The sequence below is a fragment of the Paenarthrobacter sp. 10N417 genome (assembly GCF_056394745.1).
The window spans coordinates 1-13,420 of record NZ_JBFTIL010000029.1 but is presented as its reverse complement, the minus strand read 5'-3'; the positions used below and the strand labels follow the sequence as shown (position 1 = coordinate 13,420).

Below are 13,420 nucleotides of genomic sequence, written 5' to 3'. Positions count from 1 at the left end.
ACGTTCGTTCCACCGTAATTCCAGATTTGGCAACACACTATCAGCGCCACCGCGGGCTTCGGCCCTGCAGGGGCATTTGATGCTCATTTGCGTCGCCGGGGAAGGCATTGCGTCGGGGAAGATAGCCTTTACATTCGGCGCCCGATTCGACAGCCTAGAGGGTGAAAGCCCAGGGGGAGGCTTGGTCCTCCTGCCGTCCGTATGGAAATGCCAAGGAGATCTGTGAACCAGCCAGCCACACCGCAGGACCACCAAGAGGTGACGTTCGAGCTGGAACTCGAAGACACAGGAATCCTACGGCTAACGTGGCCGCGCGGATCCAGGATCCAGGAGGCGGACGCGCAAAGGGCGATGGATCGGGTCAACGAGATCTGCGGCGAAGCGCGCCACCCGATGATCGTGGATATGGCTACCACGGCTGACGTCACCCGGGGCGCCCGTTCAGTGTTCGCCAAACCCTGCCAGGCCTCAAGTATCGCCCTCTGGGGTTCGTCCCCCGTGGACCGGGTCATCGCCAACTTCTTCATTGGCATCATGAAACCCCCATGCCCCACGAGGTTCTTTACTTCAGAAACAGAAGCCCTGCTTTGGCTGAAAGAGCAATAGCGCCACATATATTTGGAGCATGCTCTCCGCGCTCCGGAAATATCTGCTGATTCCCCGCCTGATCAGGCTTTCCTCGGCCGCGCCCAAGGACCCGCTTACGGCGTGGGATCGCTATTGGGGCAGCGTCCGGACCACCGGGGCCGCCGGGGATGTGTTGTGGGATTCGGGCAGCTCTCATGAACTTGAGGGTTACCTGCCCAAATTCGCCCGGATGGATCAGTCCCTTCCCGTGGTGGACGTGGGGTGTGGCAACGGCAGCTTCACCCGTCTGCTGGCCGATCATTTCCCGCACGCGCTAGGGCTCGATTACTCCGCGAACGCCGTAGATCGCGCCCGGCAAGAGTCAGCGGACGTCACGACGGCGTCATTCGCCGTGTGCGATATGACGGCACCTGACGCCGCGCGGACTGTCGTGACGGCCCTTGAAGCTGCGGGCTGGGCAGGCGATGCCAACGTGTTCATCCGGGGCGTACTGCACGTCCTCGATTCCAAAGGAAGGGCAGCTCTGGCCGCAAACCTGCTGCCCGTCGTCGGGACCCGCGGCAGCGTTTTCCTGGCCGAAACCAACTTTCCGGGCACCCCCGTGGATTACGTCAGCCACCTCGGAGCCACCCGCGACTCCATTCCTGCCCCGTTGGAGTGGGCCATCAAGGGCTTGCCGATGCCGGGCCGCTTCGGCGCCGCCCAGCGCGCCAAGGCGTTCCCGACGGCGGAGTGGAACCTTTTGGAGGAGGGTGCGACGAGTATCGAGACCCGGCCGCTGAGCAACCCGTCCGACCCGGATCTCATTCCGGGATACTTCGCCTTGCTCCGCGCCCGCTAACTCTAAGGTCAGCGCCAGCCAGGACTAAGGTCCGCGCCGCCAGCACCAGGTTCCGCGCCCGTGAACACCAGGAGTGGCACTGTGGTCACCGGGACCGTTGAACTGGGATAAGGTCCGAGTGCCGGTGAACGATCCGCCAGGCGCCGTCCTCGCGGCGGTAGACGTGCGTTGTTCGCATCGTGTAGTCGGCCGGGACCCCATCAACAACGGCGTGGCTGTGCTCCAACCCAACGATGTATGCGAGGCTTCCGCTGGCAGCGGCCGCGACAACCTCGAACTCGAACCCGGTGGCGCCTTCGAACCGTCGGGCTTCCTGGCGAAACTTGGGCTCCAGATCGTTCCAACCCACTCCGGAGATGTGCGCACCGAACAGGGTGGTGGGGTCAGTGTGCGACCACAAAGCGATGCGGGATGTTACGTCGCCCTTGTGCAGGGCCACAGTCATGTCCCGCTGCTTCGGCAGGATCTCTGCGAGGAAGGCCTCGGTCTCCTTAACCATGACCGGCCGCTCGCCCGTCATTGGATCAGCCCGACCAAGGGGCAACGGAACGCTGGCCTCTGCCGTTGGAAAATCCGCGTGACGATGCACTATCCGCCAGGCGCCGTCTTCACGACGGTAGACGTGGGTCACCCGCAAACTGTATTTCCGGGGAGTGCCCTCAACGGTGGTGATGCTGTGCTCGTAGCCGACCGTGTAGGCGAGGTCCTCGCTTACTCCGGCCGCGATGATCTCAAGATCGAACGAATCCGAGTGCGAAAACCACGAGGCGACGTTGTGGAACATGGGCTCAAGCTCTGCCCGGCCGCTGCCGCTGAGGCTCGCACCGAAGAGCGTCAGCGGGTCCTTCTTGGACCACAGCGCGAGGCGCGGGCCGGCGTCGCCGTCGTGGATTGCACTGTCCGCGGCCTGTTGTTGGGGAACTATTTCAGTGAGGAAAGCATCGGTCTCAGTAGACATGACCAACTCCATTACAGTGAGACTGTTTTGAATACTGTTATACTGTACCCAATGGGCGCAAAAATCAAGAGGTCGTACGATTCCACCCGCCGCCAACAGCAGGCTGCGGAAACACGGCGAAGCATCATCGCGGCGGCGAACGAGCTGTTTATCTCGCAGGGATACGGGCAAACCACGGTCAAGCAGGTCGCTGAACGGGCCGGCGTCGCCGTCGAAACTGTCTACGCGACGTTCCGCACGAAAGCCGCGCTGCTCCGGCACGTTTGGTATGTCGATTTCCGCGGCGACGAGGCGGACGTGACCCTCTATGACAGGGCCGAAATGCAGGCCATCCTGACCGAACCGGACCTGCCAGCCAGGATCCGACGCCACGCCGCATTCGTGAGCGCGAGCAATCGGCGGATTGCCCCTCTCCTTGAGGCGCTCACAGGAGCAGCCGCGAGCGAGCCCGACGCCGTCGCCATGCTCAACGAATGGGCCGACCGTCGTTTGGATGTGGCGACGCGTTACGCACAGGCCGCCGGCGCCACCGGGCAGCTTGGCGTCACAGAGGAGGAATGTCGCGACGTGCTGTTCGCGACCATGGACGGCACACTCTGGACCCGGTTCGTGGGCCAGCGCGGATGGAGCGACGAACGGTTCTCGGACTGGCTCGCCGGGATGTGGATCAGCATGCTCGTCCGGCACTAACCGCTACTTGAGCCCGGCCAACTATGCCAGCTATCTGCACAACGTTGGAGGGCTCATGGGCTTACAAGGTGTCATGACACCTTGTAAGATGGGACGGAAGCCCCTTGGAAGAAGGTCAACAATGTCGGCAGGCACGCCCAGGCGTTCGGTCCGTGTTGAGGACGAGCTATGGAACCAGGCACACGCCAAAGCGGCCCGGGAAGGGACCACAGTCGCTGAACGTGTCCGTGCCGGACTGCGAGAGTACGTATATGGACCGGAGGTCAGACACACTATCGCCGACTCCCTGGTCTACCTCGTCCCTGATTCACTGGAAGACCTGAAAGGGCCAGCATCCGGTGATGTGGTACTGCCCATCCACTTGGACTGGGGCCCAGAGCGTCGCTATGACGTCGGCGATGACGCCAGCTGCAGGACGCTCTACCAGCTGACACTGCAGAACTCAGGATCCGCTGAAGAGATGGCCCGGATCATCAACCCCGACAGGCTGGTTGCTTTGTGGCCTTCCATGCGATTGCCCGCTCGGTGCCGGCAGCTATGGAATGACGCCTTTCCCCAGCTGCCCATACACCGCGAAAGCAAGGAACATCCTGGATGGACGACGCTCAACGCGTAGCAACGGAAATAGCCTTCTCTGTTCTTGCCACGGACGGGTTCATCCTCGCCGGTGCACAGGCACTTGTCGAACACGGCGTGATCGACAGAATGTCAGAGGACATTGACTGTTCGCCCAGCACCGCTGGCATACTCCCGAGACCTTCGCGGCCGCCGTGGACAAAATCACCTACGCACTTGTCGGTGCTGGATACTCAGTGGAGATCACCCGCCAATACGAGGAGTTCGCCAGCCTGACGGTGGCCAAGGACGATGCGACGGTCGTGATTGATCTCGGTTTGGACTGGTGGGAGAACAAACCCGCAATCGTGGACGTCGGACCCGTGCTGTCACTGAAAGATTCAGTCGCATCGAAACTGCTCGCCGTCTACTCCCGCGGCTACGCCCGTGACTACCTCGACGCCTACTCCATCCTCAGCAGCAAACGATTCACGCGGTCGGAAGTAAGCCGTTCCCAAGCCTGTGCGACGATGTTTCGTTGCACAGCGAGAACGTCAATCCAGCCCTTTCGGGCGTTTGTCGTTCCAAAGATGATTTCTTGTTCGGAGCGGCGCAGTGGGCGAGGGACTGCTTCCTTCCTCGGCGTCACTCGCTGGCTCGGGGATCGTCGACGGCTTCTGTCTCGTCCAGCCAGTCAAGCTGGTCATCGGGTGTGTATCCGGAAGCGGCTATGCGGAAGGAAACCCAGCCAAGGGAACGGAACGAGAAGCCTTTCAGCGAAACTCAAAGCGCCAGGAGCAAGCGATGCGGCAACGAGACCCGCGGCCAAGCGCAGCGCCTCATGTTCCCGTTCCACCGCTACTTGAGCCCCGCTCCTGGAAGCAATTCCGTGGCACCCAGCGAGTCGGCAACAAACGCGTAGTCCCAAGCCCTCTCGCGCCACTGCACGTACCGACCGGACGCTCCGCCGTGGCCGCCGTCCATCTCGATCTTCATGACGATCGGTTCGGAGCCCGTGGTTGCCGAACGCAGTGCCTGCACCCACTTGGCCGGTTCCACGTACAGAACCCGGGTGTCGTTGAAGGAAGTCACGGCTGCGATCTTGGGGTAGGGCACGCTCCGTACGTTCTCGTATGGAGTGTAGGACTTCATGTAGGCATAGGCCGCGGGATCGGTGATGGGGTTGCCCCACTCTTCCCATTCCAAGGCCGACAAGGGAAGCTCGGGATCCAGGATGCTGGTCAATGGATCCACAAACGGCACCTGAGCCACCACTGCCGCGTACTTTTCCGGAGCCATGTTGGCGATGGCACCCATGAGCAGGCCGCCGGCGGAACCACCCATGGCAGCAATCCGGGAGGGGTCCACCCAGCCGGAGCCAGCCAGCCAGTCGGTGGCCGCGATGAAGTCCGTGAAAGTGTTCTTCTTGCTGAACTTCTTCCCGTCGTCGTACCAGTGACGGCCCAGCTCACCACCGCCGCGGATGTGCGCAATGACCATGACGATCCCGCGGTCCAACAGTGACAAACGGGCAACGCCGAAGCCCGGGTCCATGCTCATCTCATAGGAGCCATAGCCGTACACCAAGCCAGCCGCCGTGCCGTCCTGCTGTACCGAACTGTGGCGCAGCACTGACAGCGGAATCCGGGTGCCGTCGTCGGCGGTTGCCCACTCACGGGTGGCCACGTAATCCTCGCCGGAGTAACCGCCCAGGACGGGACTTTCCTTGCGCAGCAGCAGCTGGCCTGATGACAGCTCAGGAGTGGGCAGAACGAAGTCATAGACGCGCGACGGTGTGAAGTAGGAGGTGTAGCCCATGCGGATCACGGGGGCCTCGTAGTCGGAGCTGGAAACGCCGGCCGTATAGAGCTCTTCGTCGAAGGCCGGCTCCACGGGCGCGGCCTGCTCCGGGGTGCCCAGGCCTGCGAGTGGCAGCACCTGAACACGCTCAATGGTGTCCTTCCGGATGGACAGCACGAGGTGCGTGGACGTGACGCCCGCGCCGTTGACGCGGACGTCGTCGGAATGCTCGACGACTGTCCGCCAGTGCTGCTCTGCCAGCGGCTTGGTGAGCTCGAACGGGTCAACCAGGCTCACCATCGAGTTGATGGCGTCCTTGTTGTGGGTCAGGAGCAGGGTCTCCTTGCCAGCCAGGAGGAAGGGCTCGGCCTCATAAAGAATGTGTTCCTCGCGGGGAATGACCGTGCTGAGCCCGGCGTCGTAATCATCAAAACGGAGCAGCCGGGTCTCGCTGAACTCGGAGCAGCCGATGCTCAGCACAAGGTGGCGGCGGTCAGAGGCGAGATCGAAGCCCAACCACATCGCGGCGTCGTCCTCCTGGTAAAGAACCTCATCTTCGGCAACCGGCGTGCCCAAGACGTGTGACTTGACCTGGTAGGGACGCCAGGAATCGTCCACCACGGTGTAGAAGATACGGGTGCCGTCGGGGGAGAACGCCACGCCATAGAAGATGTTCTCGATGACGTCCGGCAGGAGTTCGCCCGTCCGGAGGTCCTTGATCCGCAGTGTGAATCGTTCGTCGCCGGAGTTATCCACCGCGTATGCGTAAAGGTTGCCGTCGATGGTCACGGCAGCGCCACCGATGCTGAAGAAAGGCTGGCCCTCGGCTTCCACGTTTCCGTCCAAAAGCACCTGCTCGCCCGGGATCTCCACGCCCGGCTCAACGGATGGCGGAGTCCAGTCAGTTACGGGGTCACCAGTGTTCCGCGCCACCACGCGGCAATGGATGCTGTATTCCTTGCCCTCCACTGAACGGCTGTAATACCACCAGCCATCCTTGCGGCTGGGTACGGACAGATCAGTTTCCTGGGTGCGGCCCTTGATCTCCTGGAAGATTGCTTCCCGGAGCGGTGCCTGATGCGCGGTGACAGCCTCCTGATAGGCGTTCTCTGCCTTGAGGTGCTCCACTACCTCGGCAGATTCCTTGTCCCGGAGCCACTCGTAGTTGTCCACAAAGACGTCGCCGTGATGTTCGCGGCGGCTGGGGACACGTTTGGCAACAGGCGGCTGCGGCGCTGAACCGTAGGCAGGGACAGCGGCAGGCGCGGAGGAAGTGTGGCTCATACGGCAACTCTATAGACGGCCTCTGACAAGGAACCAGCGATTTCGCTCAGAGCGCCCAGATGCTTAGTCCACGCCCTGCGAAAGCGTGCTGGCCAACGTGACGCGGTTCCGGCCGGATGCCTTTGCCGCGTACAGAGCAAGGTCCGCTTCGCGCAGCAACTGCTCCGTCCCGGCGCGGTGCCCATCAGCGAATGCCGAGACACCCGCGCTGATGGTGAGTATGCCGTCGGGGTCCCCGGAGTGCTCGATCTGAAGCGCATGAACAGCTGCCCGAATCCGCTCCATGACCACTTCGGCGCCAGTGGCCGTCTGCTCCCGAAGGACCAGGAGGAACTCCTCGCCGCCGAACCTGTACACGCCGTCGGACTGACGGACCTCGCCAGCAAGGGTCGAAGCGATGGCCACCAGTGCGGCGTCTCCTGCCTGGTGGCCGTAAATATCGTTGTAGCTCTTGAAGTTGTCCACATCCACCATCGCCAGACAATAATCCCGCGAGTAGCGGTCACTTCTGCTGTGCAGTTGTCCCAGGTCTTCGGTCAGCTTGAGCCTGTTGTTCAGCTTGGTCAGGGGGTCGGTGCGGGCCTGTTTTGTCAGCGCCGTTCGATACTTTGCGAGGTCTGCGTGCAGCGAGGTGATGCGTTGCGCGGCAAGCAGACGAATGTGCAGGTTGAAGGGGTCCAGCGGTTTGGTGACGTAATCGTCTGCGCCGGCCTCCATGCCCGCGAGGACGTCCTTTCGCGAACCATGGGAGGTCACCAGGATCACGTACGTGTAGGTGTCCTGCTCGCGCTCGCGGATCGCCCGGCAAAGATCCAAGCCGTTCAGGCCCGGCATCATCAGGTCCGTCACCACGGCCGAGGGAGCATGGGCTTGGTAAAGATCCCAGGCCGAGTCGCCATCCACTGCCACGATGCAGTCATGACCGGATTGCTCGACGGCGGCCTTGGTGATCATCCGGGAAATCTGGTCGTCGTCGGCGATTAATACTTTCATGGGGCTCCCAATAGTGTGCGCGCGAGTGCCCCATCCACCCGTGCGAGTTCCGAATTCAGTTGATCAAGTACGGGCGTTCCATCTGCTGCAACATCCGGGCCCGCCTCACGGCCCAGCCGTTCCAAGTCCTTGGCCAAGGTGGCGGCGCCTGTAGCGCCGATGTTGGCCGCGGCCCCCGCGAGTTTGTGGGCTGCGGCCTCCACCGCGTTGGCCTGCCCGCTCTCCAAGGCCGAACGCAGCGTCTCCTGGGAACGCTGGGCTTCCTCGCGGAAGGCCCTGATGGCTTCGGGCAGCAGGCCCATACCGTCCGCCGGCCCAAGTTCACGCAGAATCTGCAGCCTGTCCTCGTCCAGGACGGTACTGCCGGCGTCGTCGGGCTCGGCAGCGTGGCCGGACTCGGAAGCGTCCAAAACAACAGCGGTCGACGGCGGTGCTTCCGCCACCTGCAGCTGGGGCTCCAACCGTTCCTGCGGCACCCACCGGGCCAAGATGTCGCGGAGCTTGTCCAGATCCACAGGTTTACTGATGTAATCGTCCATGCCGGCGGCAAAACAGCGCTCGCGGTCCTCGTTCAGGGCCCCGGCCGTCATGGCAATGATGGGGATCCTCACGGTTTTGGCATCCCGGGAACGAATCGTCTTTGTCGCCTCAAAACCATCCATCACCGGCATGTGGCAGTCCATAAGAACGGCAGCGTAGTTTCCGGTGAGTGTCGCAGCAACGGCTTGCGCGCCGTCGTCGACGATGTCTACTTCGTAGCCGAGCCTGTTCGCCATCCCGCGGGCCACCAGCTGATTGACCTCATTGTCTTCAGCCACCAGGAGTTTGCCGAGGCGGAGTTCCGGGTCCCGGGGCGGCAGCTCGGGCTGCGTTCCAAGGGGCGCTGGCTTGCCCATTGTTTTCGTGGCCAGGAGCCGCAGGAGCCGGTTGTAGAACTCGGAGCTCCGTACGGGCTTGGTGAGGTACTCGCGGATTCCCGCGGACGTGAGATCGGCCTTGTCCACTTGCATGGTGGAGGTCAGGAGAATGATCCCCGGGCCGCCCGAGCCGTTGCTTTCTTCCTTGATTTGGCGGGCCAGTTCCAGGCCGTCGACGTCGGGCATGCACATGTCCACGACGGCGATGTCGTAAGGGTGGTGGTCGGAAACAGCCAGCCGGTATTCGTCCATGGCGGTGCGCGCATCTGCGACTGCCACCGGCTGCATTCCCCAGCTTGCGAGCTGTGTCTCCAGTACCAAGCGGTTGGTGGCGTTGTCGTCCACCACCAGGACCTTTTGGCCCGCGAGCGAGGCGGGCAGGAGCCCGGTGTCCGTGGCGGGTGGGCCGACAGGCAGTTCCAGGACAAACCAGAATTTGCTGCCTACTCCCATTTCGCTGTCGAGTCCGATTTCGCCGCCCATGACTTCGGTCAGTCGCCGCGAGATGGCCAAGCCGAGGCCCGTGCCGCCGTAACGGCGGGTGGTGGAGGCATCTGCCTGGGCGAAGGATTCGAACAACCGGTGGTGGTCTTCGGCGCTGATGCCGATTCCCGTGTCGCGGACTTCAAACCGCAGGGAGGCTTTGTTTGAATCCTGGTTGACCACGGAGACCTGGATCTCCACCTCGCCGGATGGGGTGAACTTGACTGCGTTGGATGACAGATTCAGCAGGATCTGGCGGATCCGCCCGGAGTCGCCCATGAGCCGTTCCGGCACGTTGGGGTGGCAGTAGGAGATCAGCTCAAGATCCTTGCTTTGGGCTTGTTCGGCAACCAGCCCGGCAACCTCCTCCACCAACGCCCGCGGATCGAAGGCCGTGATGTCCAGATCCACCTTCCCGGCTTCCAGCTTGGAGAAGTCCAGGATGTCATTGATCAGCGTCAGCAGAACCTCGCCGGCGCCTTTAACTCCCTGGGCGTACTGCCGTTGGACCTCGTTCAGGCGCGTGTCCAACATGAGCGACGTCAGGCCGATCACGGCGTTCAGGGGAGTCCTGATCTCGTGGCTCATGGTGGCCAGGAACTCGGACTTGAGCCTGCTCGATTCCAAGGCCGCTTCCCGGGCAGCCAGGAGCTCGGCTTCAGCAGCTTTCCGTTCCGTGATGTCCCGGGAAATAGTGGCCACGCCCCAGATACCGGACTCGTTGCGTACAGGGGAGAGCGTCACGGAAACGGGAATGATGGCGCCGTCACCTCGCTTGCGGAGCGTCTCAAAGTTCTGAACTGCACCGCTTTCGGCAGTTGTCCGCAGGGCCTCGTGTTCTGCTTCCCGCAATTCCCCGGGGATAAAGAAGTCGCTGTTCTTGCCTATGGCCTGCTCTGCCGTGTAGCCGAAAATCCGCTCAGCCCCCGGGTTCCAACTGAGGATCTCGCCCTCAGGCGTCTTGCCAATGATGGCGTCACCGGAGGAGTTCACGATCGCTCCCAAGCCCTCAAGCTCGGCTGTACGGGCAGCCACCTTGGACTCCAGGTCCCGCGTAAGGCTCACATTCTCGACGACGATCAGTACCTGCCGCACGATGACAAACACCAGGACCAAAATGCCCGTGATCAGCAGGATCGGGTCTCCCAGGTTGACGGCCCGGCTGCGGTTGAAAAGGACGGCGGAGAAAACGGGAATATAGGGGAGGAGTTCCAAGGCCGCAGCGTATGTGCGTCCGTCTTTTTTGCTGCTGCTGGCCTCTGGAGCCAGGGGGCTGAACCCGACGAGCAGGAAAGCTGCTACCCAGCCAAGTGCCAAGGGGGATCCGGTCACACCTGTGACGCCTTCGGCGGTAAGCCGGACGTAGGTCAGGTCAGTCAACGCGAGCACCAGGAAGCCCAAGCCCAGGCACAGCCACGGAAGGCGCCGCCCACGGGCGGCACGCATGGTCAGCACGATCACCAGCGAGACCATTACCACGTCCGCGAAAGGGTAGGCCAGCGTGGTGAGGAAAGCCAGGGCGTCCTCATTGCCTGTCTGAATCAGTGGCCCCAGGACTGCACCCCAAGCCATGAAGAGAACCGCGCTGGCCACCGTTCCGACATCCAGGACAGTGCGCACAACCGACATGCGGACACTGTCGCCCTTGGAAAGCAGGACAAGCCCGACGGCGACCGGCAGCGCATAGCCGACGAATCCGATGTCCGAGGCCGAGGGGAAGGGGTAGGCGTGGTCCAGCACTATGCCGTTGAAGGTCCAGAGTGCTTGCCCGCAGGACCAGAGAGCCAAACCGGCAACCACGAACCAACGGGCTTTTGTATTGCCGTGTCCCTGTAGAGCCGCGCGTGTGTGTGTCATCAGCGCAGTCAGGGCGGCGATAAGGATCGCAAAGTCGCCTGCCAGCTGAGCTGTGGGTGTGCCGATACCGCTTCCGAACCCCACGGCCAAAAGGACGGTGCACAATCCGACTGCAACCAGGTAAAGCGGCATGCCCTGGCGCGCCCACGAGCGCACCGGAAGAACCTCGTGCTTCACTCCTGCCACTGAACCCCTGCCTTCGAAAGTGGCCCCACCAAAAGCGAACAACGCATCTTGCCTTTGCGCTGAGGAGAGCATACGCCGAAAGTGTGCTAAAGTGACCGGCAACACACAAAGGTGACGTCCCGTGAGACTCTATCGTCCTGTGAGACCCCATCTAAGTCGCAGCAGTGCGCGTTTTGAGAGCTCATAACGCGCTCTGCTGCGACTCACATGGGTCAGCGCTGAGGGATGAGGGTCTTCGAGAACAGCACAGCCCCATTGGCGTTGCGGAGGCTTACGGTGAAGGTGCTGTCGGCGGCAAGATCCACGTGCCCGAAATATTGGTTCTCGCCATCGCGCGGAGATTCGCCCGGGAAGCGACCAGCCTTGGCGAACACCACTTCCGGCCCAAACGTTCCATCCATGTCGTTGGGTCCGAACGAGCCAGCGTTGATGGGGCCAGCCACGAACTCCCAGAAGGGATCGAAATCGGTGAAAGACGCTCGTTCGGGGGAGTAGTGATGGGCTGCGCAGTAGTGCACGTCCGCCGTCAGCCACACAGTGTTCTTGACGCCGTCCCGCTTGAAAGCGCTCAGCACGCCGGCGATTTCCAGTTCGCGTCCCAGCGGAGCACCGTTATCCCGGTTGGAGAGGCTCTCTTGGTTCACCGGACCATCGGGCACGATGATGCCCAGTGGCAGGTCAGCTGCGATCACCTTCCACGTTGCCTTTGACTGGCGTACTTCCTTGATCAGCCAATCCACCTGCTCCTGGCCGAGGATGTTGGTGTCGTACGGTTCTTTGCCATCGGTGTTGGGGGACTTGTAGGTCCTCATGTCCAGGCAGAAGATGTCCAGCTGCGGGCCGCGCGAAATCTTCCGGTAGATGCGCGCAGGTTGGTACTGGCCGGCGTCGAACGTTCCCGGGCGCCATAACGCCGCGGAGTCTGAGATCGGCATGTTCTCCTGCCAGGCCTGCCGGCCGCGGGCGGCGAGGACGTTGACGTTGCGTTCGGTGTAGCGGGCGTCGTCCAGGATCTGGCCGGGATACCAGTTGTTGTGTGTCTCGTGGTCATCCCATTGGGCGATCACGGGGACCTCGGCGAACATGGCCCGCATGTTGGCATCCAGGGAGTTGTAACGGTGCCGGCCCCGGTATTCCTTAAGGGTTTCGGCAACCTTGGAGACTTCTTCGGTGACGATATTCCGCCATACGTGACCGTCCTTCTCGGTGACCGTGGTGGCGATGGGGCCGTCGGCGTAGATGGTGTCCCCCGAGTGGATGAAGAAGTCCGGGCGCGTTGCGTGCATTGCTTTGTAGCCGCGCATGCCGCCGATTTCCTCATTGATGCCCCAGCCCTGCCCGGCGGTGTCGCCGGTCCACACGAAGGACTGCGATGACGACGACGGCTTGCGGCCTTCGCGCTCGTCTTCAGGATCGCCGTTCCCGGCACTGTTGTTTACCGATGAGCCGGGCGCTGTGGTGAACGTCCCCGTGACTGCCTCGCCAAGTCCGTTCTCGTCCTCGAAGTTAAGTTCAAGGGCGAAGCGGGTTCCCGCAGGAAGTCCTTTGGCGTGGATCTTGGCGGTGAAGTCGCTGGCTTCAGTAGCGAGCGGTCCCTGGATGGTTCGGCTGAATCCATATCGTCCCCGCAGGATTTCGCCCGCGCTGTCCACTGCTTGCAGGCGGGCGGTGAGTCGCCCTGGGCCCGAGGCGCGTGACCAGAGGACTGCCGAATCCGCGGTGACATCGCCGGTGGCGATTCCTGTGGGGAGTGTGAGGCGTTTGCGGACCAGGGGGATGGCGGCGGGTGCAGGTGCAGCGGTACCGGTTGCGAGGCCAGCCAATGCCAAGCCGGTTAAAGATGTTTTGACGAGGGTGCGGCGCGAGAGATCAGTCATGGTTCCACTGTTTCGGGGCGTCGTGAACAGCGGGTGAGCCTGAGGTGAAGGATTCTGCTGGATCATCCCGACTGGCAGACAAGTCCACACAACTCCCGCCCCGGTACGGCGCGGACTGGCTGCTGATCAAGGTTCGAATGATCCAACACAATTTGAGCAGCAGACGAGCCAGGCATGCCGGCGGGCCTGATCGGGCAGGGGGGCGCCCGACCAGGCCCGGCGGGGCTCTGTGGTGGTGCTTGAGGTGGTGATGCTTGCTCTGGTGTTACAGGCCTCGTGTTACAAGGCCTGGTGCTACTTGATGGTTTCGGTGCGCTGGGTGCCGGTGAAGGCGAAGGCGATGGTGCTGGTGGCGCCTTGGAAGGTGTCGTTGGCCGTGGTGGGGAACGCG

General features: G+C 62.4%; 9 protein-coding genes. 4 read left to right on the top strand and 5 right to left on the bottom strand.

All coding sequences use genetic code 11. The features are described from left to right. Positions 1-222 precede the first annotated feature (222 nt). A complete protein-coding gene (locus AC1DCM_RS24585) occupies positions 223-606 on the top strand; it encodes a DUF7793 family protein (protein ID WP_442003531.1) in 384 nt (127 codons plus the stop codon). 19 nt (positions 607-625) lie between these two features. After that, positions 626-1,429: a class I SAM-dependent methyltransferase gene (locus AC1DCM_RS24580; RefSeq protein WP_442019042.1), complete on the top strand. Its 804-nt coding sequence runs from the start codon at positions 626-628 to the stop codon at positions 1,427-1,429. An 85-nt stretch (positions 1,430-1,514) separates the two neighbouring features. Here the strand turns inward: AC1DCM_RS24580 and AC1DCM_RS24575 are convergent, their stop codons facing one another. Continuing rightward, on the bottom strand, positions 1,515-2,387 hold the full coding sequence (locus tag AC1DCM_RS24575) for a nuclear transport factor 2 family protein (protein ID WP_442019041.1): 873 nt from the start codon (positions 2,385-2,387) through the stop codon (positions 1,515-1,517). A 51-nt stretch (positions 2,388-2,438) separates the two neighbouring features. Between AC1DCM_RS24575 and AC1DCM_RS24570 the strand changes: the two genes are divergently transcribed. Together AC1DCM_RS24570 and AC1DCM_RS24565 are read left to right on the top strand one after the other, a co-directional pair. After that, positions 2,439-3,077, top strand: a complete 639-nt coding sequence (locus AC1DCM_RS24570; RefSeq protein ID WP_442019040.1) for a TetR/AcrR family transcriptional regulator — start codon at positions 2,439-2,441, stop codon at positions 3,075-3,077. 121 nt (positions 3,078-3,198) lie between these two features. Further along, complete coding sequence (locus tag AC1DCM_RS24565; RefSeq protein ID WP_442003535.1) at positions 3,199-3,693, top strand: hypothetical protein; 495 nt, start codon at positions 3,199-3,201, stop codon at positions 3,691-3,693. 797 nt (positions 3,694-4,490) lie between these two features. Here the strand turns inward: AC1DCM_RS24565 and AC1DCM_RS24560 are convergent. The 4 genes from AC1DCM_RS24560 to AC1DCM_RS24545 all read right to left on the bottom strand — a co-directional run bounded on the left by AC1DCM_RS24560 (position 4,491) and on the right by AC1DCM_RS24545 (position 13,029). Further along, positions 4,491-6,716 carry a S9 family peptidase gene (locus AC1DCM_RS24560; protein ID WP_442019039.1) on the bottom strand — a complete coding sequence of 742 codons (2,226 nt, stop codon included), beginning with the start codon at positions 6,714-6,716 and terminating at the stop codon, positions 4,491-4,493. A 63-nt stretch (positions 6,717-6,779) separates the two neighbouring features. Then, positions 6,780-7,709 (bottom strand): GGDEF domain-containing protein, encoded by a 930-nt coding sequence (locus AC1DCM_RS24555; RefSeq protein ID WP_442019038.1) that lies wholly within the window; start codon positions 7,707-7,709, stop codon positions 6,780-6,782. Beyond that, positions 7,706-11,152, bottom strand: a complete 3,447-nt coding sequence (locus AC1DCM_RS24550; RefSeq protein ID WP_442019037.1) for a PAS domain-containing hybrid sensor histidine kinase/response regulator — start codon at positions 11,150-11,152, stop codon at positions 7,706-7,708. The genes AC1DCM_RS24555 and AC1DCM_RS24550 overlap by 4 nt, the downstream gene beginning before the upstream one ends. Positions 11,153-11,364: 212 nt before the next feature. Continuing rightward, positions 11,365-13,029: an alkaline phosphatase D family protein gene (locus tag AC1DCM_RS24545; protein WP_442019036.1), complete on the bottom strand. Its 1,665-nt coding sequence runs from the start codon at positions 13,027-13,029 to the stop codon at positions 11,365-11,367. Positions 13,030-13,420: the final 391 nt, after the last annotated feature.

Coding starts and splice junctions, on each gene's coding strand:
- AC1DCM_RS24560 (WP_442019039.1), bottom strand. CDS start 6,716: ATGAGCCACACTTCCTCCGCGCCTGCCGCTGTCCCTGCCTACGGTTCA.
- AC1DCM_RS24565 (WP_442003535.1), top strand. CDS start 3,199: ATGTCGGCAGGCACGCCCAGGCGTTCGGTCCGTGTTGAGGACGAGCTA.
- AC1DCM_RS24580 (WP_442019042.1), top strand. CDS start 626: ATGCTCTCCGCGCTCCGGAAATATCTGCTGATTCCCCGCCTGATCAGG.
- AC1DCM_RS24570 (WP_442019040.1), top strand. CDS start 2,439: ATGGGCGCAAAAATCAAGAGGTCGTACGATTCCACCCGCCGCCAACAG.
- AC1DCM_RS24545 (WP_442019036.1), bottom strand. CDS start 13,029: ATGACTGATCTCTCGCGCCGCACCCTCGTCAAAACATCTTTAACCGGC.
- AC1DCM_RS24575 (WP_442019041.1), bottom strand. CDS start 2,387: ATGTCTACTGAGACCGATGCTTTCCTCACTGAAATAGTTCCCCAACAA.
- AC1DCM_RS24555 (WP_442019038.1), bottom strand. CDS start 7,709: ATGAAAGTATTAATCGCCGACGACGACCAGATTTCCCGGATGATCACC.